General features: G+C 70.5%; 23 protein-coding genes. 12 read left to right on the forward strand and 11 right to left on the reverse strand.

Going from position 1 to position 22914, the window contains the following annotated elements:
- On the reverse strand, positions 1 to 243 hold a 243-nt coding region (locus tag ACWDSJ_RS36445), incomplete at its 3' end, for a LysR family transcriptional regulator (RefSeq protein ID WP_450037359.1).
- A gap of 78 nt (positions 244 to 321) precedes the next feature.
- On the opposite strand from ACWDSJ_RS36445, the gene ACWDSJ_RS36450 reads away from it, so the two are divergent.
- Positions 322 to 1251 (forward strand): EamA family transporter, encoded by a 930-nt coding sequence (locus ACWDSJ_RS36450; protein WP_450037360.1) that lies wholly within the window; start codon positions 322 to 324, stop codon positions 1249 to 1251.
- Entirely contained in the window at positions 1248 to 2069 is an 822-nt protein-coding gene (locus tag ACWDSJ_RS36455; RefSeq protein WP_450037361.1) for an NmrA/HSCARG family protein, read from the forward strand. The genes ACWDSJ_RS36450 and ACWDSJ_RS36455 overlap by 4 nt, the downstream gene beginning before the upstream one ends.
- On the opposite strand, the gene ACWDSJ_RS36460 is transcribed toward ACWDSJ_RS36455, so the two are convergent.
- Both ACWDSJ_RS36460 and ACWDSJ_RS36465 read right to left on the reverse strand, forming a co-directional pair.
- Entirely contained in the window at positions 2070 to 3266 is a 1197-nt protein-coding gene (locus ACWDSJ_RS36460) for an AAA family ATPase (RefSeq protein ID WP_450037363.1), read from the reverse strand. It abuts the gene before it with no gap.
- A 63-nt stretch (positions 3267 to 3329) separates the two neighbouring features.
- Positions 3330 to 3650, reverse strand: coding sequence for a cupin domain-containing protein (locus ACWDSJ_RS36465; protein ID WP_450037364.1), 321 nt, complete (start codon positions 3648 to 3650; stop codon positions 3330 to 3332).
- A gap of 64 nt (positions 3651 to 3714) precedes the next feature.
- On the opposite strand from ACWDSJ_RS36465, the gene ACWDSJ_RS36470 reads away from it, so the two are divergent.
- Positions 3715 to 5124 carry an aminotransferase-like domain-containing protein gene (locus ACWDSJ_RS36470; protein ID WP_450037365.1) on the forward strand — a complete coding sequence of 470 codons (1410 nt, stop codon included), beginning with the start codon at positions 3715 to 3717 and terminating at the stop codon, positions 5122 to 5124.
- A 252-nt stretch (positions 5125 to 5376) separates the two neighbouring features.
- Here ACWDSJ_RS36470 and ACWDSJ_RS36475 read toward each other — a convergent pair whose 3' ends face one another.
- The gene (locus ACWDSJ_RS36475) at positions 5377 to 5805 is read right to left on the reverse strand and encodes a PPOX class F420-dependent oxidoreductase (protein WP_450037366.1); all 429 of its coding nucleotides are present in this window, start codon (positions 5803 to 5805) and stop codon (positions 5377 to 5379) included.
- Positions 5806 to 5954: 149 nt separating this feature from the next.
- Here ACWDSJ_RS36475 and ligA point away from each other — a divergent pair, with 149 nt between their 5' ends.
- Complete coding sequence (gene ligA, locus ACWDSJ_RS36480) at positions 5955 to 8012, forward strand: NAD-dependent DNA ligase LigA (RefSeq protein ID WP_450037399.1); 2058 nt, start codon at positions 5955 to 5957, stop codon at positions 8010 to 8012.
- A complete protein-coding gene (locus ACWDSJ_RS36485; protein WP_450037368.1) occupies positions 8009 to 8503 on the forward strand; it encodes a GNAT family N-acetyltransferase in 495 nt (164 codons plus the stop codon). Before ligA ends, ACWDSJ_RS36485 begins: the two co-directional genes overlap by 4 nt.
- On the opposite strand, the gene ACWDSJ_RS36490 is transcribed toward ACWDSJ_RS36485, so the two are convergent.
- Positions 8496 to 9146 (reverse strand): ACT domain-containing protein, encoded by a 651-nt coding sequence (locus ACWDSJ_RS36490; RefSeq protein ID WP_387355702.1) that lies wholly within the window; start codon positions 9144 to 9146, stop codon positions 8496 to 8498. The two genes, ACWDSJ_RS36485 and ACWDSJ_RS36490, sit on opposite strands and share 8 nt — an antisense overlap.
- 389 nt (positions 9147 to 9535) lie before the next feature.
- Here ACWDSJ_RS36490 and gatC point away from each other — a divergent pair, with 389 nt between their 5' ends.
- Both gatC and gatA read left to right on the forward strand, forming a co-directional pair.
- Positions 9536 to 9832 (forward strand): Asp-tRNA(Asn)/Glu-tRNA(Gln) amidotransferase subunit GatC, encoded by a 297-nt coding sequence (gene gatC, locus ACWDSJ_RS36495; protein WP_387355704.1) that lies wholly within the window; start codon positions 9536 to 9538, stop codon positions 9830 to 9832.
- Positions 9833 to 9902: 70 nt separating this feature from the next.
- Positions 9903 to 11372 carry an Asp-tRNA(Asn)/Glu-tRNA(Gln) amidotransferase subunit GatA gene (gatA, locus tag ACWDSJ_RS36500; protein WP_450037370.1) on the forward strand — a complete coding sequence of 490 codons (1470 nt, stop codon included), beginning with the start codon at positions 9903 to 9905 and terminating at the stop codon, positions 11370 to 11372.
- A 51-nt stretch (positions 11373 to 11423) separates the two neighbouring features.
- On the opposite strand, the gene ACWDSJ_RS36505 is transcribed toward gatA, so the two are convergent.
- On the reverse strand, positions 11424 to 11870 hold the full coding sequence (locus tag ACWDSJ_RS36505; protein ID WP_450037372.1) for an SRPBCC family protein: 447 nt from the start codon (positions 11868 to 11870) through the stop codon (positions 11424 to 11426).
- 11 nt (positions 11871 to 11881) lie between these two features.
- A complete protein-coding gene (locus ACWDSJ_RS36510; protein WP_450037374.1) occupies positions 11882 to 12331 on the reverse strand; it encodes a MarR family winged helix-turn-helix transcriptional regulator in 450 nt (149 codons plus the stop codon).
- Positions 12332 to 12519: 188 nt separating this feature from the next.
- On the opposite strand from ACWDSJ_RS36510, the gene ACWDSJ_RS36515 reads away from it, so the two are divergent.
- Entirely contained in the window at positions 12520 to 13968 is a 1449-nt protein-coding gene (locus tag ACWDSJ_RS36515) for an MFS transporter (protein WP_450037375.1), read from the forward strand.
- Positions 13969 to 14228: 260 nt separating this feature from the next.
- On the opposite strand, the gene ACWDSJ_RS36520 is transcribed toward ACWDSJ_RS36515, so the two are convergent.
- Both ACWDSJ_RS36520 and ACWDSJ_RS36525 read right to left on the reverse strand, forming a co-directional pair.
- A complete protein-coding gene (locus tag ACWDSJ_RS36520) occupies positions 14229 to 15623 on the reverse strand; it encodes an alpha/beta-hydrolase family protein (RefSeq protein ID WP_450037376.1) in 1395 nt (464 codons plus the stop codon).
- Positions 15620 to 16471 carry a hypothetical protein gene (locus ACWDSJ_RS36525; RefSeq protein ID WP_450037378.1) on the reverse strand — a complete coding sequence of 284 codons (852 nt, stop codon included), beginning with the start codon at positions 16469 to 16471 and terminating at the stop codon, positions 15620 to 15622. Before ACWDSJ_RS36525 ends, ACWDSJ_RS36520 begins: the two co-directional genes overlap by 4 nt.
- Positions 16472 to 16639: 168 nt before the next feature.
- On the opposite strand from ACWDSJ_RS36525, the gene ACWDSJ_RS36530 reads away from it, so the two are divergent.
- Genes ACWDSJ_RS36530 through ACWDSJ_RS36545 form a run of 4 tightly spaced genes read left to right on the forward strand, consistent with a single transcriptional unit; the run spans position 16640 to position 20777 of the window.
- Positions 16640 to 17857, forward strand: a complete 1218-nt coding sequence (locus ACWDSJ_RS36530) for a sensor histidine kinase (RefSeq protein WP_450037380.1) — start codon at positions 16640 to 16642, stop codon at positions 17855 to 17857.
- A gap of 44 nt (positions 17858 to 17901) precedes the next feature.
- Positions 17902 to 18834, forward strand: a complete 933-nt coding sequence (locus ACWDSJ_RS36535; protein ID WP_450037382.1) for an undecaprenyl-diphosphate phosphatase — start codon at positions 17902 to 17904, stop codon at positions 18832 to 18834.
- Between the two features lie 9 nt (positions 18835 to 18843).
- On the forward strand, positions 18844 to 19503 hold the full coding sequence (locus tag ACWDSJ_RS36540) for a response regulator (RefSeq protein ID WP_450037384.1): 660 nt from the start codon (positions 18844 to 18846) through the stop codon (positions 19501 to 19503).
- 53 nt (positions 19504 to 19556) lie between these two features.
- The gene (locus ACWDSJ_RS36545) at positions 19557 to 20777 is read left to right on the forward strand and encodes a serine/threonine-protein kinase (RefSeq protein ID WP_450037386.1); all 1221 of its coding nucleotides are present in this window, start codon (positions 19557 to 19559) and stop codon (positions 20775 to 20777) included.
- Positions 20778 to 20787: 10 nt separating this feature from the next.
- On the opposite strand, the gene ACWDSJ_RS36550 is transcribed toward ACWDSJ_RS36545, so the two are convergent.
- Positions 20788 to 21819 (reverse strand): ATP-dependent 6-phosphofructokinase, encoded by a 1032-nt coding sequence (locus tag ACWDSJ_RS36550; RefSeq protein ID WP_387355726.1) that lies wholly within the window; start codon positions 21817 to 21819, stop codon positions 20788 to 20790.
- Positions 21820 to 21883: 64 nt separating this feature from the next.
- The gene (locus tag ACWDSJ_RS36555; protein WP_450037388.1) at positions 21884 to 22792 is read right to left on the reverse strand and encodes a hypothetical protein; all 909 of its coding nucleotides are present in this window, start codon (positions 22790 to 22792) and stop codon (positions 21884 to 21886) included.
- Positions 22793 to 22914: the final 122 nt, after the last annotated feature.

Genomic DNA, 22914 nt, shown 5'->3' on the forward strand with positions numbered 1-22914 from the left:
CTCGGCGGCGGCCCGCTCGGCGGCCTCGAGGCACTGCCGGGCCGCCGGGAGGAAGGCCGCGCCCGCGGGCGTCAACCGGACCCGGCGGCTGGTGCGGTCGAACAGCCGCGCGCCCAATTCCCGTTCCAGCCGGGCGATCTGGTGGCTCAGCGCCGACTGCACGACGAGGCAGCGTTCGGCCGCCCGGGTGAAGCTGTCGGTCTCGGCGACGGCGAGGACGTAGCGCAGCTGCTGGAGTTCCACCGATCAATCGTGAATCACGATCGAAGCGGTGACAAACATGTGTTGGACTCATGAATCGCCCCGGGTGACACTGCTGGAGTGAAAACCTCCATCGCCCAACGTAATTCGCCCGGAGCCGCCCGCGGCGCTCCCGTCTCGACGCTGTCCCGCACCGCGCTCACCGCGCTCGCCCCGCTGTCGTGGGGCACCACCTACATCGTCACCACCGAACTGCTCCCGCCCGGCCATCCGCTGTTCGCCGCCCTGTTGCGCGCCCTGCCCGCGGGCCTGATCACCCTCGCCGTCACCCGCACGCTGCCGCGCGGGGTGTGGTGGGCCAAGGTCGCGGTGCTCGGCGTGCTGAACATCGGCCTGCTCAACGCCCTGCTGTTCGTCGCGGCCGAACGCCTGCCCGGCGGCGTCGCGGCGACGCTGACCGCGGTGCAGCCGCTCATCGTCGCGGTGCTGACCGTGCCGATCCTGCACGAGACGCCCTCGATCCGCCGATTCGCCTGGGGCGCGGTCGGAGTGCTCGGCGTCGGCCTGGTGGTCATCGGACCCGCGGCGGCGGCCGACCCGATCGGCGTCGCGGCGGGGCTGGGCAGCGCGGCGTCCATGGCCCTGGGCCTGACCCTCACCAAACGCTGGGGGCGACCGAACGAGGCCGGACCCGTCACCTTCGCGAGCTGGCAGCTCGTGGCCGCCGGGGTGTTCCTGCTGCCGTTGACCGCGCTCGTCGAGGGCGCGCCGCCCGCGATCGACGGCCGCGCGGCGCTGGGGTACCTCTGGCTCGGCCTGGTCGGCGGATTGATCGCCTACGTGGTGTGGTTCCGGGGCCTCGGCACGCTGCCGGTCACCTCGGTCGCGGTGCTCGCGCTGCTCTCCCCGCTGGTCGCCGCGAGTCTCGGTGCGGCGCTGCTGGATCAGACGCTCGGTCCGACGCAGCTCGCCGGATTCGCGCTCGCGCTCGCGGCGATCGTCGCGGGCCAGCTCCCCGAAAAGCCGCGCGCCCGAAAGGAATTGGCATGAGGAACACGATCCTGGTTACCGGCGCGACGGGCACGCAGGGCGGCGCGGTCGCTCGCGCGCTGCTCGCCGCCGGATTCCCGGTGCGGGCGCTGGTCCGCGATCCCGGATCGGCCCGGGGACTGGCCGCGCTCGGCGCGCACCCGGTCGCGGGCGATCTCGACGATCCGGCGTCGCTGCGCGCGGCGGCCCGCGGCTGTCGCGGCGTGTTCAGCGTCCAACCCTCCGATATGGCCGCGCCGGACCCCGAGACCGAGGTGCGCCGGGGTCGCGCCGTCGCCGACGCGGCCGCCGCCGCGGGCGTCGCCCAGCTCGTCTACAGTTCCGTCGGCGGGGCCGAACGTCGTTCCGGGGTAATCCATTTCGAGACCAAGGCCGAGATCGAGGCGCACATCCGGGCCCTCGGTATCCCCGCCACGATCCTGCGCCCGGTGTTCTTCATGGACAACTGGCCGTATCTGCTCGAGGATCGCGACGGCACGCGGGTGGCCGCGGTCGCCCTGCCGCCCCGCACCGAACTCCAGATGGTCGCGGCCGACGACATCGGCCGCGTCGCCGCCGAGGTGTTCGCCCACCCTGACGAATTCCTGGGCGCCGCAATCGAACTCGCCGGGGACGAACTTCCGGTGCACCGCATCGTCGCCGCGCTAGCCGAATCCGACCGGATCCCCACCCGTCTCGAACAACCGTCCGTCCTGCCCGAGGAGTTCGCGAAGATGTACGCGTGGATCGCGACCGCGGGGTTCCGCGCCGACATCCCGGCCCTGCGCCGCCGGTTCCCGAAACTGCTCACCTTCGCGGACTGGCTGCGCGCTCGCTGACTAGCGGGCCGTCAGCACGCTGCCCGCGCCCGCCCGCCGCACCTGCCACACGGCCGCCCGCCGCGTCTGCGAACGCCCGTTGCCGCGATCCACGAGATCGCGCTGCCGCGTGGTGAAGATCAGTTGCGCGCCCCGGGAATTGGTCTCCGGATTCTGGAACAGCTGGATCAGCCGGTCGGCCGTGTCGCCGGTGAGGTGGGCGTCGATATCGTCGACGGCCAGCACGCGGCCGGTGTCCAGGGCGTCCAGGATCGGCGGGAGCAGCCGCAGCAGGGCGAGGGTGGCGGTGGATTCGTCGGCGATGTCGAAGGCCGCGTCGACGCCCTCGTGCACCAGGCCCAGGCCGACGCCGCGCCGGGCCACCATGCGGGTGTAGAGGGTGTCGCGGGCGGTGCGCAGATTGGTCAGCTCCCGTTCGAGTTCGATCGGGGTGGGGCCGGACGCGGTCGCCGCCGAGTCGAGTTCCTTGGTCAGCGTGGCGATCTCGCCGTCCACCTCGCGCAGATGGTCGGCGTACAGCGGATCGTCCGCGGCGACCAGCAGATCCACGATGCCCAGCTCGGCCGAGCGCAGCAACAGCAGCAGCCGCGCGGCGTGCTCGGCCGACCGGGACAGGTGACCGCCGAGCCGGTGCGCGATGGCGGTCGAATCCTGCTGCCCGGCAACGACTTCCAGCCCGTCCGCGAACCAGCGGTAGGCCGGGACGAGCGCCTCGGCGTACAACTGCCCGGACAGGCTGAGCAGCAACGCGTTCGGCCGCACCAGCGGCGCCAGCGCCCCGACGCCGTAGCGCACCGGCTCGAACATCGGGCCGACGCGCACCTGATCGCCCTCCCGCTCGAACACCACGCGCTTGCGGTTGTGCGGATGGCTGTGCAGCCACTCCGCCGTCACCTCCGCGTGGTCGAGCCGGAACCCGTAGCTGTAGGGCACCCCCTCGGCCACGAATGTCGCCGCGAATTCCGAAGGGCGGGAGGCGAATCCGAGATGCGGCGCGCGCACCGGACCGGCGTAGGGATCCCAGCCCGTGACCGAGTTCAGGACCGCGTCGCGCATGTGGTCCAGCGCGTCGATCAGACTCGACTTCCCGCTGGCCGCGGTCCCGTGCACCGCCGTCACGGGGGCGGGCAGCGCCCCGGGCCGAGATCCGGTCAGCCGCAACTCCTGCGGCTCGGCCAGCGATCTGTGGTTGGTCACCTGAAAACTGCGCAGCACCCGTGCCATCCTGCCGCGCCCGCGCCGGAGGGCCGCATCCGGCCGTCAGTTGCCGTACTGCTCGGTCTCCGGTCGCTCGATCATCAGCGCGTGCGCGGGTTCGTCGGCGACCGGGCGATGCTCGAGCCCGCGTGGCACCACGAACAGCTCGCCGCGTCGCAGCGTGACCGCGTCCCGGCCGCGCAGTTCCAGCCGGAACGTGCCGTCCCAGCACAGGAACAGCTCGTCCTCGTCGTGGTGATGCCAGGGGAATTCGCCGTGCAGCCGGGCGAGGCGGACCACCGCGTCGTTGGCCACCGCCAGCTCGCGCGGCTGCCACGGGCCGGGCAGTTCGGCGATGACATCGGGAATGGAGATCGTGCTCATGACCTCCATCCTCGAGCCCCGCCGCCCGCGAGCCCAGAGCCAATCGGGCACAATTGGTCCGGAGATGGAACCAATCGAACTCGCCGACCGCCTCGGGCGTTGGTCGGCCGGGCGCGGCCCGCTGTATCTGCTGCTCGCGGGCCGGATGCGGGCGCTCATCGAGGACGGCGAACTCGCTCCGGACACCCCGCTCCCGCCGGATCGGGCCCTGGCCGCGGCGCTGGCCGTGGGGCGCGGCACGGTGGTCGCGGCCTACGACCTGCTCAGCGCGGAGGGCCGGGTGGTCCGGCGGCAGGGCAGCGGCACGCGGGTCGCCGGGTCGCCGGTCGTCGCCCGGCCCGCGACCACGCGGTCCCCGGCCTTCCTGCACCTGCTCGAACCCGACGCCGATGTGATCGCGCTCGCGTGCGCCGCCCCGCAGGCGCCACCGCCGGAGGTCGCCGACGCCTATCGCGCGGCGCTGCCGCGACTGGCCGAACTCGACGGCGACATCGGCTACCACCCCAGCGGAATTCCCTTGCTGCGCACCGCGATCGCCGAACGCTACCGGGCGCGCGGCGTGCCCACCGGACCGGAGCGGATCCTCGTGACCGGCGGCGGGCAGCACGCGCTGTCGCTGCTGGCCCGCGCGCTGCTGCGGCCGGGGGACCGGGTGCTGGTGGAGACGCCCACGTATCCCGGTGCGCTGGAGGCGTTTCGGGACGCGGCCGCGATTCCGGTGGCCCGGCCGATCGGACTCGGCGCGATCTCGGGCGCGGCGCTGGCCTATGTGGTGGCGACCCATCACAATCCGACCGGCGCGGTCCTTCCGCCGCTGGCCCGGCGAGCGCTGGTGGAATCCGCCGCCCGCGCCGGGGTGCCGCTGCTCGACGACGAGGTGCTGGCCGAGTTGACCTTCCCCGGAACCGATTCGCCCCCAGCGCCGCTGGCCGCCTTCGGCGACGAGGTCGTCTCGATCGGCTCGCTCAGCAAGATCCTGTGGGGCGGGCTGCGGATCGGCTGGATCCGAGCGCCCGCCGCGCTCATCGCCCGGCTGTCACGCCTGCGGGCGGTGCACGACCTCGGCGGCAACATCCCCGCCCAACTGGCCGCCGCCGCGCTCCTGCCCGATCTGGACCGCCTGCGCGAGCGAATCACGCGGGACCGCAAGGACTCTCACGACCTCCTGGTGACCGAGTTGGCGGCCCGCCTACCGGAATGGGACGTGCCCCGGGTGACCGGCGGCCAGACCCTGTGGATCCGGCTGCCACACGGCGACGGCACTTCGTTCGCCCAACGCGCCCTGCGACACGGCGTGGCCATCCTCCCCGGCTGCGGCCTCGACCCCTCCGGCGGCCACGCCGACCACATCCGCATCAGCTTCGTCGCCGCCCCGCACACGCTGCGCGAGGCCGCCCGCCGCCTCGCCGAGGCATGGCAAGCCTACGACCCACCCCTCCGCCCCACCCCCGGCCCACCGCCCTTGGCGGTGTGAAAACCGCTGCTGGAACCCCGCTCCTGGCGCGCCGCCGCTCGGGGTGTGGAAGCCTTTGCGGGGACCCGCTCCTGGCGCGCCGCCGCTCGGGGTGTGAAAGCCCTTGCTAGGTCCCCGCTCCTGGCGCGCCGCCGCTGGCGGTGTGAAAGCCCTTGCTAGGCTCCCGCTCCCGGCCCGGTGCCGCTGGCGGTGTGGAAGCCCTTGCTAGGTCCCAGCCCTCGGCCCGTCGCTGCTCGCCGTGTGAAAACCCTGCTAGGACGGCGGATTCAGCATGCCGTAGGCGCGGGTTGGGTGGATGCGGGCCATGACACGGCGGTCGGCGACCATGGCGCGGCGGTAGTCGTCCCAATCGGGGTGTTCGCCGCTGAGGGTGCGGTAGTAGCCGACCAGTTCCTCCACCGTCGCGTCGTCGGGGCTCGCGGCGACCGGGGACAGCTCCACATCGCCCTCGATCACCGCGTAGGCCCAGAAGTCGGGTCGGGTGACGTGCAGCGCGGCCCACGGTTCGCGACGCAGATTCGCGTACTTGGCCCGGTCGGCGGTGATCGAGATCCGGATCAGCCCGTCGTCGGCGACCCAGTGCGTCACATTCGACAGCTGTGGGCGGCCGTTCTTCCGGATCGTGGTCAGCACCGAACCCCGGTGGGCGCGAGCGAAATCGAGCGCGGCATCCAATTCCATGCCCGATCCAACCGCGCGGCGGGGGCCGGTGTTCCCGTCCCGTGCTCGCGTACCCGACGGTCCGAAACCCGGGCGACGTGCGCAATTGGGTCTCGGGGTTGTCGGTGGGCTCGGCTAATGTGCCCTTCGTGAGCGAACCCGGGATCGAGATGGAGGCCGCGACGGCCGACGAGCGAGCGGAATGGCAGCGTCTCGCGGAGGAGGTGCGCGAGCACCAGTTCCGCTACTACGTGCGCGACGCGCCGATCATCTCCGACGGCGAGTTCGACACGCTGTTCCAGCGGCTGCTGGCCCTCGAGGAGCAACACCCCGACCTGCGCACACCCGATTCGCCGACCCAGCAGGTCGGCGGCGGTTTCGCGACCGAATTCGCACCGGTCGACCATCTCGAGCGAATGCTCTCCCTGGACAACGTGTTCAGCGAGGACGAGATGCGGGTCTGGGCGAGCCGCATCGAGGCCGAGACGGGCCCCGACCTGCACTACGTGTGCGAGGTCAAGATCGACGGCGTCGCGCTCAACCTCGTCTACGAAAACGGGCGGCTGCTGCGCGCGGCCACCCGCGGCGACGGCCGCACCGGCGAGGACGTCACCCTCAACGCCCGCGGCATCGATGACGTCCCCGAACGGCTCACCCCCAACGACGAATTCCCCATCCCCAAACTGCTCGAGGTGCGCGGCGAGGTCTACTTCCGGCTCGAGGACTTCGAGAACCTCAACGCCGCCATCGTCGCGGACGGCAAAGCGCCCTACGCCAATCCGCGCAACACCGCCGCCGGATCGCTGCGGCAGAAGGATCCGGCCGTCACCGCGCGGCGGCGGCTGCGCATGATCTGTCACGGTTTCGGCCGCATGGAGGGCTTCACCCCCGCCTCCCAGTACGAGGCGTATCGCGCGCTCGCGGCGTGGGGTCTGCCGGTCTCCGACCACACCGTGCGCGTGCAGGGCATCGACGCGGTGCTCGAACGGGTCCGCTACTGGGGCGAGCACCGCCACGACATCGAGCACGAGATCGACGGCCAGGTCGTCAAGGTCGACGAGTTCTCGCTGCAACGCCGCCTCGGGTCCACCTCGCGCGCCCCGCGCTGGGCCATCGCCTACAAGTACCCGCCCGAGGAGGCGACCACCAAACTGCTCGACATCCAGGTCAATGTCGGGCGCACCGGCCGGGTCACCCCCTTCGCGGTGATGGCCCCGGTGACGGTCGCGGGTTCGACGGTCGCCATGGCCACCCTGCACAACGCCTCCGAGGTGCAGCGCAAAGGCGTGCTGATCGGCGACACGGTGACCATCCGCAAGGCCGGCGACGTCATTCCCGAGGTGCTCGGCCCGGTTGTCGACGTCCGCGACGGCACCGAACGCGAATTCGTCATGCCCACCCGCTGCCCCGAATGTCACACCGCGCTGGCGTTCGAGAAGGAGGGCGACGCCGACATCCGCTGCCCGAATCAGCGCAACTGCCCGGCGCAGTTGCGGGAGCGCGTATTCCACGTGGCCGGGCGCGGCGCCTTCGATATCGAGGCGCTCGGGTACGAGGCGGCGATCGATCTGCTGAAGTCGGGCGTCATCCACGACGAGGGCGATCTGTTCGACCTCACCGAGGACAAGCTGCTCACCACCACGTTGTTCGTCAACAAGAACGGCAGCCTGTCCGCCAACGGCCGCCGATTACTCGACAACCTCGCCGCCGCCAAGGACCGCCCGCTGTGGCGGGTGCTCGTCGCGCTGTCCATCCGGCACGTCGGCCCGACCGCCGCGCGCGCCCTGGCCGCCGAATTCGGTGCGATGGAACGGATTCGCGCGGCCTCGGTCGAGGAGCTGGCCGCCGTCGACGGCGTCGGCCCGACCATCGCGGCGGCGGTGGTCGAATGGTTCGACGTGGACTGGCATCGCGCCATCGTCGACAAGTGGGCGGCTGCCGGGGTCCGCATGGTGGACGAGCGGGACGCGTCCATTCCGCGCAATCTGGAGGGGTTGTCGATCGTGGTAACCGGTTCGCTGCAAGGCTTTTCGCGCGACGAGGCGAAGGAGGCCATTCTCGTGCGCGGCGGCAAGGCGGCGGGGTCGGTGTCGAAGAAGACCGCGTACGTCGTCATCGGGGACGCGCCCGGCTCCAAGGCCGCCAAGGCGGAGGAGCTGGGCGTGCCGATCCTCGACGAGGACGGTTTCCGGGCGCTGCTGGAGGGTGGTCCGGAGGCCGTGGGGTGAGCGTGGAGATCCGTCCCGCACGGGAGAGCGAGTATCCGGACATCGGTGCCCTCACCCTCGACGTCTACGTGGGCGAGGGCTACATCGATCCCGAAAGTCCTTATGTGACAGAGCTTTCCGACACCGAGACCCGAGCCCGCGCGGCGGAGATCCTGGTCGCCGTGCGGGACGGTCGCGTCCTGGGCTCACTGACGGTCGCGCGGCCGGGCAATCCGTACGCGCCCCTCGCCCGGCCCGGCGAACTCGAGTTCCGGATGCTGGCCGTCGACAAGGACGCCCGCGGCCTCGGGGTGGGAACGGCCTTGGTGCGCAAGGTGATCGAGATCGGCCGCGCCGAGGGCTTCGACGCCGTCGTGCTGACCACCATGCCGCCGATGGTCGACGCGCGGCGGATCTACGACCGGCTGGGCTTCGTCCCTGTGCCGGAACGGGATTGGGCCGCGCGGCCGGGCAGCCCGATGATGACGGTGTTGCGGCTCCCGCTCAGATGAGCACGGTCGCGACGATGCCCGCGAGATAACCCAGCCGGGCGATCTCCGAGGGCCGGAACTCCGGGCCGCCCGGACGGCCCAGCAGCAGCACCTTGCCGGTGTTGCCCAGCGGGGCGGCGGCCAGCTTGGTGTCCATGTCCTTCCAGATCTGCGGCACCCAGTCGGCCTCCGGATCCAGGGCCGAGGGCTTCTCCAGCGGCATCCACGGGGGCGAACCCGCTTGTGTCACAGGCGCGCTCGGGCTGCCGACCACGCGGTAGGCGCCCTGCGGGCCGATATCGATGATGGTGCTCCAGCCGACGCGCAACACCCGGGGGACGCCGTCGACCAGCACCTGTAATCGGTCGTCGCGCGCGCTCGCCACCTGATCGATCAACTCCAGCTCACGATGGGTGTCGAGGATGCCGGAGTAGGGCCGCAGCGAATCCACCCGCACATCGGTGAGCGATTCGGCCGCCGTGATCAGCGTATCCGGCAGCGCCCCCGACGGGACCTCGACCACCAGGTCGTCGATCGCGAATCCGGCGCCACGTTCGACCACATCCAGCGAGAGGATGTCGGCGCCGACGGAGCCCAGCGCGAGAGCCAGTGAACCGAGACTTCCTGGGCGATCCGGAAGTTGCACGCGAAGCAGAAATGACACGTGCCTTCCTTTCTTTCCGTGCGACCGAGACTCTGGGTCGGATACCCGAGTCCCGCAATACTTACACCCTCGACAACCACTGGCCATTGTCGGATGAATGGGCGGTGTCGTGCCAGTGGAACGAAGCGGACAACGCCCTGTCCCTGTTCCTCGTCCGTCTCTGGTCCCCCCTTTGGTCCCGTTCCCGTCTCCCTCTGGTCCCCGCGCTTCCGTCTCCCTCTGGTTTCGGTGTTCCCAACCCCCTCTGGTTCCGGCGCTCCCACCCCCTCTGGTTCGGGCGCTTCCGTCTCCCTCTGGTCCCGGCGCTCCCAACCCCCTCTGGTCCCGGCGCTCTCTCCGCCGGGATAGGCTTAGCCGGTCTCGCCATCCTGCCGAAAGGGGTTCCCGCGGTGCCCGCCATCTCCCGCGACGAGGTCGCTCACCTCGCCCGGTTGTCCCGGCTCGCCCTGACCGAGGAAGAACTCGACCGTTACGCGGGGCAGCTGGATTCGATCCTCAGCCACGTGCGGGTCATCTCGGAGGTCGCCGCCGACGTCCCGGCCACCGCCTCGCCGAATCCGACCACCAACGTGACCCGCCCCGACGAGGTCGCCGACTGCCTGACGCCCGACCAGGCGCTCTCGGGCGCGCCCGCGGTGGAGGATCAGCGCTTCATGGTTCCGCAGATCCTGGGGGAGGCCGAATGAGTGGTCAGGGCCGGAGGCGGCAGCGGAGCGTAACCACGCAGGCCCCCACTCATTCGGGAGAAGATGCAGCATGAGCGAGTTGACGAAGCTTTCCGCTGCCGAGTTGGCGGAGAAGATCCACGCGCGTGAGGTCTCCTCGGTGGAGGTCACCGAGGCGCATCTGGCCCGCATCGCGGAGGTCGACGGGGAGCTGCACGCCTTCCTGCATGTGGCGGGGGAGCGGGCCCGCGCGGCGGCGGCCGAGGTCGACAAGGCCATCGCCGCGGGGACGGTCGCCTCGCCGCTGGCCGGAGTTCCCTTGGCGCTCAAGGACGTTTTCACCACCACCGACATGCCGACCACGTGCGCGTCGAAGATCCTCGAGGGCTGGGTCCCGCCCTACGACGCGACGGTGACCGCCAAGCTGCGCGCGGCCGGCATCCCGATCCTCGGCAAGACCAATATGGACGAGTTCGCCATGGGCTCGTCGACGGAGAACTCCGCCTACGGCCCCACGCTGAATCCCTGGGATACCCAACGCATTCCGGGCGGATCGGGCGGCGGTTCCTCGGCCGCGCTGGCCTCGTACCAGGCCCCGCTGGCCATCGGCACCGACACCGGCGGCTCGATCCGCCAGCCCGCCGCCATGACCGGCACCGTCGGCACCAAGCCGACCTACGGCACGGTCTCCCGCTACGGCCTGGTCGCCTGCGCGTCCTCGCTGGATCAGGGCGGCCCCTGCGGCCGCACGGTGCTCGACACCGCGCTGCTGCACGAGGTCATCGCCGGATACGACCCGCGCGACTCGACCTCGCGTGATGTCGAGATCGCACCGGTGGTCGAGGCGGCCCGCCAGGGCGCGCGCGGCGATCTGACGGGCGTGAAGGTCGGTGTGGTGAAGGAACTCCACTCCGACAGCTACCAGTCCGGCGTGATCGCCTCCTTCGACGCGGCCGTGGCCGTGCTGAAGGATCTCGGCGCGGACGTCATCGAGGTGTCGTGCCCGCACTTCGAATTCGCGCTGCCCGCCTACTATCTGATCCTGCCCAGCGAGGTGTCCTCCAACCTGGCCCGCTTCGACGCCATGCGCTACGGCCTGCGCGTCGGCGACGACGGCTCGCACAGCGCCGAACAGGTCATGGCCGCCACCCGAGCGGCCGGTTTCGGCCCGGAGGTCAAGCGCCGCATCATGATCGGCACCTACGCCCTGTCGGCGGGTTACTACGACGCCTACTACGGCCAGGCCCTCAAGGTCCGCACGCTCATCGCCCAGGACTTCGACAAGGCGTACGAACAGGTCGACGTCCTGGTCTCCCCGACCAGCCCGTTCACCGCCTGGAAACTCGGTGAGAAGGTCGACGACCCGCTGGCGATGTACCTCTCCGACCTGTGCACCCTGCCCACCAATCTCGCGGGCTATTGCGGCATGTCGGTCCCCTCGGGCCTCAGCGCCGACGACGGCCTCCCCGTCGGCCTCCAGATCATGGCCCCCGCCCTGGCCGACGACCGCCTCTACCGCGTAGGCGCCGCCTACGAATCCGCCCGAGGCCCCCTCGCCTAACCCCCCGGCCCGGCAACCCAGCCGCACCCTTTATTCGAATCCGCACCCCTTTCAGAGCCCTGAAGGGGGTGCGGATCGGAATAAAGGGTGCGGCTGGGGTTGGGACTCGAGGGTTCGCTTCATCTCCGCCAGGCCGTGGTCCATGCGGATGCCGACCTCGGGGGCGTGGGTGTCGGGGAGCAGGTCGGTGGTCCATATCAGTTGGGTGCCATCGTCTTTCGGGTGGACCTCGAACGCCGCGTGGTGATGCGTGAGCGGCGGGCGGGAGCCCTCGACGACCGCGTAGACGAAGCGGCGCAGGGTGTGGTCGACGGTGACGATCAGTTCGCGGATCACGTGCCCGTCGGGAAAGGTGAGGAAACGGTACTCGCCGTCGATCCGGGTGTCGGTGACCCGGCCGGGCAGCAGGCGGTGGTGGACCGCGCCGATATCGGCGATGACGGACCAAACATGCTGCGGCGGTGCGGATATCGTGATCTCGCGGCGAAGCGTGGCCATGGGAACCTTCGTCAGGGGCGGGGCCAGGGCTGGCCGCCGAAGCGTTCGATGTCGGTGTTGAGGCGTTTGAGGTAGTTCGCGAAGGCCGCGACGTCGTCGGGGGGCCAGTCGGCCATAACCCGTTGCAGCCCTTCGATATTCGCGGCGCGCTCGGTCTCCAGGCGGTGCTCGCCGGTGGGGGTGATGCGGAATTTGCGGGCCATCCCGCCGTCCGGGTCGGGAATGCGTTCGACGAGTTCGGCGCGGAGCAGCGCCGCGGTCTGGCGATTGAGGGTGGACGCGTCCAGGCCGAACGCCTCGCTGAGCTGGCCGATGGACATGGGGCCCTCCATCGCCAGGCGGCTCAGCAGGATGTAGGCGCTGCGCTCGAGGCGGGTGCCGTCGCTGCGGTAGCGCTGGTGGATGCTGTAGCGACCGAGCAGCATGGTCTCGAACTCGACCAGATGAGTTGGCTTGTCCATGCCGTCCTTTCGGCTCGCGCGTCGCTGCCGTTCGAGTGAACCACATGCGATGTGCGTCACTCCAGCTATGTGCATCATGCACATTATGTGTACTGTACACATATCCGGCTTCCGATCGAGCACCAGGACGGTGGTGTGCCCGACGTCGGGCAGGGCCGGATGTGACTTCGACGAGCAGGGAGATTCGTGTGGACAGGGCCGCACCCGCGCCACAGGCGGGGAGAGGGATCGTCGGCGTGCTGGCATTGGCTGGTATCACCGCGGCGATCACACAGACATTGGTGGTGCCGCTGATCGGTGATCTGCCGCAACTGCTGCACACCTCCGCCGACAACGCCTCGTGGATCATCACGGCGACGCTGCTCGCGGGCGCGGTCACCACGCCGGTGGCCGGGCGGCTGGGCGATCTGTACGGCAAGCGGCGGATGTTGCTGATCTCGGCGATTCCGCTCATCGCGGGTTCGGTGGTGTGCGCGCTGTCGGGGTCGCTGCTGCCGATGATCATCGGGCGGTTGTTGCAGGGCATGGGAATGGGCATCGTGCCGTTGGGCATCAGCGCCCTGCGCGATGTGATCCCGACCGAGCGGCTCGGGTCCTCGATCGCGTTGCTGAGCGCGTCCATGGGTATCGGGGGTGCGCTCGGGCTGCCGATCTCGGCGGCGGTCGCGCAGCACGCGAACTGGCGGGTGCTGTTCTGGGGGACGACCGCGCTGGCCGTCGCCGTGGCCGTCGCGCTGTATTTCGTTGTGCCGAAGACGGTTCCGGTCGCGAAGGGGAAGTTCGATCCGCTGGGCGCGGTGGGGCTCGGTGTCGGGCTGGTGTGCCTGTTGCTGGCGGTGTCGAAGGGTGCGGCCTGGGGCTGGGGGAGCGGGACGATCATCGGCCTGTTCGTCGCGACGGTCGTGGTGCTCGGGTTGTGGGGCTGGTGGGAGCTGCGGAGTTCCGATCCGCTGGTCGATCTGCGCGTGACGGCGCGGCCGCAGGTGCTGTTGACCAATGCCGCCTCGCTCACAACGGGTTTCGGCATGTACGCGGCCTCGCTGATCCTGCCGCAGCTGTTGCAACTGCCGACCGCGACGGGTTACGGCCTGGGGCAGACCATGCTGGCGATGGGTCTGTGGATGCTGCCCGGCGGTTTCATGATGATGGCGGTCTCCCCGCTGGGCGCGCGGCTCTCGGCGGCGACAACGCCGAAGGTCACCCTCGCCGTCGGCGGTGTGGTCATCGCCCTCGGGTACGCGGTGTCCACGCTGCTCATGGGTTCGACGTGGGGCCTGATGATCTCGGCGTGCGTGATCAACGGCGGTGTCGGCCTGGCCTACGGTTCCATGCCCGCACTGATCATGGGCGCGGTCCCCCTGTCGGAAACGGCCTCCGCCAACAGCTTCAACACCCTGATGCGTTCCATCGGCACCTCGGTCTCGGCCGCGGTGGTAGGCGCGGTTCTCGCCCAGATGAGCACCTCCCTCGGCGGCCACACCATCCCCACCGAGTCCGGCTTCCGCACGGGCCTCTGGATCGGCGCCGGCGTCGCCCTCCTCGCCGCGATCATCGCCTCCACCATCCCGGTCCGCCGCGCGGTCCCGGCCGCGGCACACCAGGATCAAGCCCCCGAACCGGTTTCCGCGGGCCGCTGACCGCCCCAAGGTACGGCAACCCAGCCGCACCCTTTGTTCGAATCCGCACCCTTTACAGGGCCCTACAAAGGGTGCGGATCCCAATAAGGGGTGCGGCTGGGCTGCTTGGCATTTGAGGTGTACTACCCCCAGAGATGGCCGTTGTCCCCAGGTTCGGCACCCCAGCCGCACCCTTTGTTTGGATTCGCACCCTTTGCAGGGCTATGTAACGGGTGCGGATTCGGATAAGGGGTGCGGCTGTACTGCCGGAGCTGGGGGTGTCAGCAGGTGCCGAGGGCGGTGCCTTGGTCGGGGCCGTAGCGGTGGCCGTGGCCCGGGGTGGGGGAGAGGGCGGAGAGGAGGTCGGCGGTGGTTTGGATGAAGCTGACGAAAGGGAGCCATGGGGGATGGGGGGCGTCTGGGCGAGTAGTGGTGAGATCCGGTGTGTGCCAGAGGAGTTGGGGGGACCACTGGACTACCGGGTCGGAGGAGTTGGCGAGGATGGTGGCTCGGGCGGGGTGGACTCGGTTCGCGGGTGGGCCTGCCCAGAGGGCGGCGCAGACTCGGGCGCGTTGGTCGGCGTCGTCGGCGAAGATGGCGCTGCCGGCGGTGGCGCCGAGGCTTTGGCCGTAGACGTAGAGGCGCGGGGGGTGGGGCATCGTCGATACCCGCTGTTCGACGGCCTCGAACAGGGCGCGGGCCGACTCCACGGCCGCCGCGCGTCCGAAGACGAAGGTGGCCCAGCTGGGGGCCTCGGAGTATTGCAGGCCGACCAAAGTCACGTCGCCGCCGAAGCGTTGGTCGAATCCTTGGGCCGCATGCGCGTCGATCCAGCCGGAACCGGTGGGGATCGCGATCACGAGATTCGAGCGGTCGAGCCCGCCGGAGCGCTCCAGCTCACGAAGGGCCAGTGCCACACGGGATTTCAGGTCGGGCGCCGATTCGAGGCCGACGTACACCCGCACCCCGCGAGCAGGCCGATCGGAGACGAATTTGCGCCCCTCCGCCCCGAGCGACGGCCAGCTCACCACCGACTCCGCGCTCCCGGAGCGGGTGTACGAAACCGGCTGCACCACACCGGGTTCCAGCTCGGCATTGGCCGCCGCATAGGCGTCGCGCCGCCAGTCGACGAGCATGGGCACCAGCGCGAACTGGGTCGCCAACACCATGACGACCGCCAGGCCCGCACTGCGCGCCGCGCCCAGCCGCCGGGCCAGCCATCGTATGCCGCGTCCCAGGCCGACCAGCAGGCCCGCGATCACCGCGGTCTCCACCAGGCAGCGCGGCCAGTAGCCGGGTCCGAGGGGCGCGAAATCCATGGCGTCCCGGAGGTCGTTCTGCCAACGCCACGCGTGCACGATCGCACCCGATACCACGACGGTACCCACCAGTGCGGCGGGCAGCCGGTACCGCGACCACGGCCGATTGATATCGAAGTCTCTGCGCAGCAACAACATTCGAGCGATCCCGGCGAGCGTCATGCACACCGCGATCAGCAGCCCGCCCACCACCGCCTGCGCCTCGGCCGTGCGCGGCAGCAGATTCGGCGCCAGCGACGCGGTCAGCCCGAGGGTGACCGCGGCCGTCGTTCCGATGCGCGGTGCCCGCACGCGTTCGCGGCGCGATTCGGGCGCCGGATCGGGCGGAGTGGTTTCGAGGGTGATGGTCGAGGTCACGAAATCCTCCTGAGGGTCGCGCGGCGTCCGAGCAGGGCCGCGACGGCGAGCAGTAGCAGCGCCGCGGGGCCGAGCCACAGCAGTTGCGAGAGCGGATTGGAGCCGGAAAGCTGTGCGCCGAACAGGTATTCGGGCATGGGCGCGGCGTAGTGCTGCCGTCGGGAGTTGAGATCGACGGCGGTCGCGGCGATCGTCGCCAGCGCGTGACAGCCCGTGCGATCCCACGCGTCGGGCCGTGTCGCGCACGCGCTGTGGAGGTTCTGTTCCAGCGCGGCATCGATGCGCTGCCGCGCCCACGGCCCCAACGGCTGCCCGCGCCGCTCGGCGTACCGCAACAGGTCGTACCCGAGATCGTGTGCCTTACAAGGATTCTCGAACTCCGCGGGCAGCGGAATCGGCGCGGAGCAGTCCCCGTCCGGATCCACCAGCAACCCCTGACTCACCACCGGCCGATACCCCGCCCCCACCGCGAAGTCCCCCGGCACGCCCGCCGCCTCCGGCCGCTCGCCCACCAACTCCACCACCGCATTCCGGGCGGCCGCGTTCTCCCCAACGCCCACCCCCGCGGCCGACACAGGCGGAGCGAACCCCACGGTGAACCCGGCGATCAACGCCGCCACCGCCGCGGCCCCACCGAACCGCCGCAACACCCGCCCCTCAGCCCGCGCGGAAACGCCTTCCCCGCGCGCCCATTCGTGGCCCTGATGCGGGAGCCGGTCGTCTTCCCGATGCGACCACTCGTCACCCCGATGACGGAGCCCACCCCCACCCGGCAACCCCTCCGCCCGCTGACGAACCCCTCCGGTTCCCACCCCCGGAAACCTTCGCCCGATACCTGCTTCGCTCATGCCAAGGACGCTAGGAATCGACCGCCGAACCGGGCCTCACGCTGGGGGACGGTTTGGGTACGGGAACGCTGGTGGTAGGCGGGGGTGGGGGTGGTACCGGGGTAGGGGGTGGCAATTCACCCGGAGGTATGAGGACACCGGCGAGCAGGGGTTTCTAGTCTCGACGGCATGGCTCGGATTGCGCAGACCGCGCGGCAGGTGGCTCGGACGACCCGGAATCCGGGGCGGCTGCGGCTGTGGCTCGACGTGTTCACGGTGGTGTTGGCGGGAACCTTCCTCGCGGTGGCGTGGCCGACGCTGCATCTGACCCATCAGGTGCCCGGCGCGGCGCAGCCGTTCATCGCGGGACTGGCGGCGCTGCCGGTGGTGCTGGTCCGGGTGAATCCCGCTCTGGGATGGGCGATTTCGGCGGGGTCGGCGCTGTTGATCGCGCTGGCCATACCACATCAGCCGAACAATCACCTGCCGTTCCAGGTGGTGCACATCCTGTCGTTGTTCGTGCTGCTGTTCGCCGTCGCGGTGCGGGAGCGGATGCAGACCGTGCTGATCGCGTGGGCCGCCACCGCCCTGCTCATGGCGACCACCATGGCCGGATCGCAGGACTCGTTCGCGCAGGCCGCGTTCGGGTGGCCGATCGCCATGACCGGTCTGGTGGCGTTCGGGCTGCTGGTGCGCTGGCTGGTGCTCTCGCGCCGCGCCCTCGTGGAGCAGGAGGAGGTCAACGAGCTCGAGCGGGCCCGCCGGGCCATCCTCGAGGAGAAGGCCCGCATCGCCCGCGACCTGCACGACGTGGTCGCCCATCACATGTCGATGGTGGTGGTGCAGGCCCAGACCGCCCCGTACCGCGTGCCCGGCGTATCCCCGGACGCCCGAGCCGAATTCGAGTCCATCGGCGCCTCGGCCCGCGAGGCGCTCAACGAGATCCGGTCCATGCTCGGCGTCCTGCGCAGCGACGGCCAACTCCCCGAACACGCCCCGCAGCCCGCCGCCGCCGACGTTCTGACCCTGTTCGACGGCGCCCGCCGCGCCGGAGTCGCCATCGACTGGACGGTGGACGGCCCCCTCGACGCCGTCCCCGACACCGTCGGCCTGGCCCTCTACCGAATCGTCCAGGAGTCCCTCTCCAACGCCACCCGCCACGCCCCGCACGCGCCCGTCCACGTGAACCTCCTGGTGCTCCCGTCCGCGGTCGACGCCGTCGTGCGCAACGAGCGCGGCGACCTGTCGACCATCGAAACCCCGGCCACCCTCGTCGGAACCGGCAGCGGCATCGCGGGTATGCGGACCCGCGCCGAGACCCTCGGCGGCACGGTCGCGGCCGAGCCGACCGCGGACGGCGGCTTCGAGGTACGGGTGCGGCTGCCGCTCGGGGTGAGCGTGGGGTAAGCGGGTGGGACGCGGGTGACGTGCCCGTGGGAGACTCGTGGACGATGCTCACCTATCTCCAAGCGATCGTGATCGGGGCGCTCCAGGGCGTCACCGAGTTGTTCCCCATCTCGAGCCTCGGCCATTCGGTGCTGGTGCCCGCGTGGATCGGCGGATCGTGGGGCACGCTGGTCACCCAGGGCGACTCCGACAACGGGACCCCGTACCTGGCGTTCGTGGTGGCCCTGCACGTGGCCACCGCGCTCGCGCTGCTCGGCTACTACTGGCGGGACTGGGTCGATATCGTCACCGGCTTCGTCACCACCCTGCGCACCCGGCGCGTCGAGACCCCCGCGCAGCGGCTGGCCTGGCTGATCGTGCTGGCCACCATTCCGGTGGGCGCGCTCGGCCTGGTGCTGGAACACCCCTTGCGGATCCTGTTCGCGACACCGTTGTTCGCGGGAATCTTCCTCGCGCTCAACGGCGTCGTGCTCGTCATCGGCGAGGGTCTCAAGCGCCGCAACGGCCCCACCCTCGCCGACTACGGCCGCCGCTTCGCCGAACAGGAGAAGGGCGCGACGACCACGACCGAGCACACCCGCCTGGCCGCGGACGAACGCCTCGCCGCGCTGAGCGTCAAGGACGCGCTCGGCATCGGCCTGGCCCAATCCGGTGCGCTGCTGGCCGGATTCAGCCGCTCGGGCCTGACCATGGTCGGCGGCCTGCTGCGCGGACTCGATCACGAGGACACCGCGAAGTTCGCCTTCCTGCTCGCCACCCCGGTGATCCTCGCGGCCGGTGTGCTGAAACTGCCCGAGCTGTTCGGCCCGGCGGGCGCGCACATCCACGGCCAGGCCCTCGTCGGCGCGATCGTCGCGGGGGTGTGCGCGTGGCTCGCGGTGCGCTTCCTGGAGCGGTTCTTCCGGACCCGCACACTGCTGCCGTTCGCCCTGTACTGCCTGGTCGCCGGGCTCGTCTCCGTCATCCGGTTCGCCTAGGGGTTCGCCGTGCCCATCACCGTTCTGATCGCCGACGACCAGGCGATGGTCCGGCAGGGTTTCGGGGCCCTGCTCGCCGCGCAGCCCGACATCAGCGTGGTCGGCGACGCCGCCAACGGGAAGATCGCCGTGGCCGAGGCGAAGCGGCTGCGTCCCGATGTGGTCCTGATGGACGTGCGCATGCCGGAGCTGAACGGCCTCGACGCCGCCCGCGCCATCCTCGCCGCCGGATTCGATCCGCCCGTGCGGGTGCTGATGCTCACCACCTTCGACATCGACGACTACGTCTACGAGGCATTGAGCCTGGGCGCCAGCGGTTTTCTGCTCAAGGACGCGCCCGCCGACGAACTCGTGCGGGCCGTGCGCGTGGTCGCCGAGGGGCAGGCCCTGCTCGCGCCGACCGTCACCCGCCGCCTCATCGCCGATGTGACGAGCCGCCGCACCCGCCCCAAACCCACCGCGGCCCTGGACGCGCTCACCCCGCGCGAACGCGAGGTGCTCGAACTCGTCGCGCGCGGCATGTCCAACACCGAGATCGCCGAGGCGCTGTTCGTCGCCGAACAGACCGTGAAAACCCATGTCTCCAAGGTGTTCTCGAAACTGGATCTGCGCGACCGCGCGCAGGCGGTGGTGCTGGCCTACGAATCCGGACTGGTCACCCCGGGATGATCGAACAGCTCGGGTAGGATCGCGGAACTCGGCTCGAGAAAGGGGAACGCAGGGTGTTGAACACCGGTGACGTGTTCGCCGGCTTCACCATCGAGCGGCTGCTCGGCCAGGGTGGCATGGGCTCGGTGTACCTGGCGCGCCACCCGCGGCTGCCCCGGCTGACGGCCTTGAAGCTGCTGAACCGGGAATTGTTCGCCGACCCCGAGATTCGGGCCCGCTTCGAACGCGAGGCCGACCTGGCCGCCCGCCTCGACCACCCCAATATCGTGGCCGTCTACGACCGCGGCGTCGAGGACGACCAGCTGTGGATCAGCATGCAGTACGTCGACGGCGTGGACGCGGCGAGCGTGAATCCGTACACCATGCCCCCCGAACGCGCCGTGCAGATCGTCGAAGGTGTCGCCGCCGCACTGGATTACGCGCACAGCAACGGTGTGCTGCACCGCGATGTGAAACCCGCCAACATCCTGCTCGCCCGCTCCGGCGCGGGCAAGGGCGAACGGGTGTTCCTGTCCGACTTCGGAATCGCCCGTCTGCGTGAGGATTCCACGCATCTGACCCAGGCGGGCATGTTCACCGCGACCCTGGCCTACGCCTCGCCGGAACAGATGACCGGCGCGGCCCTGGACCAACGCTCGGACCAGTACTCGCTCGGCTGCGCGCTGTACTGGATGCTGACGGGCGTGGGAGTGTTCGACTCGGACAATCCGGAGGAGGTCATCCACGGCCACCTCCAGTTACCGGTGCCGCCCGCGAGCGCGCGACGGCCCGGTCTGTCACCCGCCGTGGACGCGGTCGTCGCCCGCGCGATGGCCAAACGGCCGATCGACCGCTTCGCCACCTGTTCGGATTTCGCGGCGGCGGCCAAACGCGCGTTGGCGGCCCCGGCCGTGCCCCTACCCCAGCCCGCCCCGCTCCCGCCGCAGGGGCCGCCGCCCATCGTGCCGCCCGGCCCGCCGCCGGTGCACACCGCGTTGTTCTCCCCTGGCGCGCAATCGTTTTCGCCGTCGTCGGAGGCGACGGTCAATCTCCGCCCGCCGGTGCCACCCATGCCGATGAACCCGGTCGCCCCGGCGGGTTTCGCCTCCGGCCCCATGCCCGCCCCGCCGCCCATGGGGGCGCCCCAGCCCGCGCCCGGCTATTCCCCCGGCTTCACCCCCGCGCCGCCCCAGCGTCGCTCGGGTCCGCCGCTCGGATTGATCGTCGCGGTCGCGGTGCTCGCGGTGGTGGTTCTGGTGGTGCTCGCGGTGGCGGTGCTGGGCGCGACGGCCTGAGTCGCGGACCTCACCCGAAGAAGGCCGCCGCCTCCCCATATCGGTTGTTGGGCACCAACTTCAGCTGCTTCGTCGCCTCCGACAACGGCACCAGATCGATCTCGGTCCCGTGCAGCGCCACCATCTGACCGAACTGCCCGTCGTGCACCGCCTCCGCCGCGTGCACCCCGAACCGGGTGGCCAGCACGCGGTCGAAGGCCGTGGGTTTGCCGCCGCGCTGGACGTGGCCGAGGACCGTGGTGCGGACCTCCTTGCCGATGCGGCGTTCGATCTCCACGCCGAGTTGGTGGGCGACGCCGGTGAAGCGTTCGTGGCCGTATTCGTCGACGCCGCCCTCGCGCAGGGTGAACGAGCCCGCGGCGGGTTTGGCGCCCTCGGCGACCACGCAGATGAAGTGCGAATCACCGCGCTGGAAGCGACGTTTGATCATCGTGCAGACCTCGTCGACGTCGAACGGGACCTCCGGCACCAGGGTGAGGTGCGCGCCCGAGGCGATGCCGCAGTTGATCGCGATCCAGCCCGCGTGGCGGCCCATCACCTCGACCAGCATGACGCGCTGATGCGACTCCGCGGTGGTGTGCAGGCGGTCGATGGCGTCGGTGGCGATGCTGACCGCGGTGTCGTGTCCGAAGGTGGTGTCGGTGCGGTCGATGTCGTTGTCGATGGTCTTGGGCACCCCGACCACGGGGACGCCCTCGTCGGCCAGCCAGCTCGCGGCCGTCAGCGTGCCCTCGCCGCCGATCGGGATCAGCGCGTCGATGCCGTTGTCGTCGAGGGTCTGCTTGATCCGGGGGAGTCCGTCGCGCAGCACGTCGGGATTGGTGCGCGCGGTGCCGAGCATGGTGCCGCCCTTGGTGAGCAGCCGGTCGGTGCGATCGTCGTTGTGGATGTGGACCTTGCGGTCCTCGAGTAGGCCGCGCCAGCCGTCCTGGAAACCGACGATCGCGTCGCCGTAGCGGCCGTTCGCGGTGCGAACGACGGCCCGGATGACCGCGTTCAAGCCTGGGCAGTCCCCGCCTCCGGTCAAGACTCCGATGCGCATACGCCCAATCTTGCCGGGCGCGCGCTCGAACCGCAGCCCCACCCCCTGTGAACCTTCGGTAACCTCACCTGCCAGTCGGGCAGTGCCCGCCCGGCAGCTCGTCCAGATGCTTGTCGATCAAGGTCGCGAGCTTGTTCAGAATCGTGGTGCCGTCCTCGAACGTGCCCGAATTCGCCTGCGCCGCGAGCGCGATGGCGACCTTCCCGGCGGGCACCGTCACGACCCCGAACTGCCGCACGACATAGTTGCCGCTGGCGTCGGGACCCCAGCCGCCCTTGTACTCGGCGTCCTCCAGCTTGCCCAGGCCCCACTGCTGGCCCCAGACCACCTTGCCCATCAGGTCGGTGACCGAGTCGGCGTCGGGCAGACAGGGCAGATGCGAGGCGAAGCGGGCCTGATCGGCGAGGGACCATTCGGCCTGGCCGAACGACGAGTAGTCCGAGCGCACCCGGTTCGGCGGCACCTTCGTGCTGGTGTCCCCGCCCTCGCGCAGCACCGCCTCGAGGGCCTTGGCCGCGGTGTCGGGGGTGCCCAGGCCCTGCCACAGCCCGTCGGCGGCGGAGTTGTCGGACTCGGTGATGGCCGCCGACATCTGATAGGTGCTGGTGTTGCCGTTGGAGCGCAGCACGGCCAGGGTCAGCGGCACCTTCATCGTCGACCAGGCCGGGCCGGTGGTCCAATCGCCCATCGACGACACCCGCTCGCCGCCGACCGCGGCGATCGCCAGCCCGACCCGCCCGCCGAGCGTGGGCGCGGTCTCGGCGAACTCGGCGGCCAGCGAACCCGGGAGCGCGACCACCGCGCCCGTGACCACGGCCGAGGGCCGCGAAATCGTCTCGGCGGGACCGGCATCCGACGGCGAGGAGCAGGCCGAGGTCCCGGCCGCGAGCGCCAGCCCGCCGAGGGCGGCGACCAGCCACATCCGAAACAGCTTCGCACTCCGGCTGTTCGGCCACCGTCGCGGTGCCTTCACCCGCTCACCTCCAAATCCCGGGGTGGCGCGTATCGTGCCATCCACTGGTCGGGAAATTCTTCGCCTCACCCAGCGTAGGGTCAAATACCGTGACCTGGGGTGTCACATATGTGACGGAATCG

The sequence above is a fragment of the Nocardia sp. NPDC003482 genome (assembly GCF_053588115.1).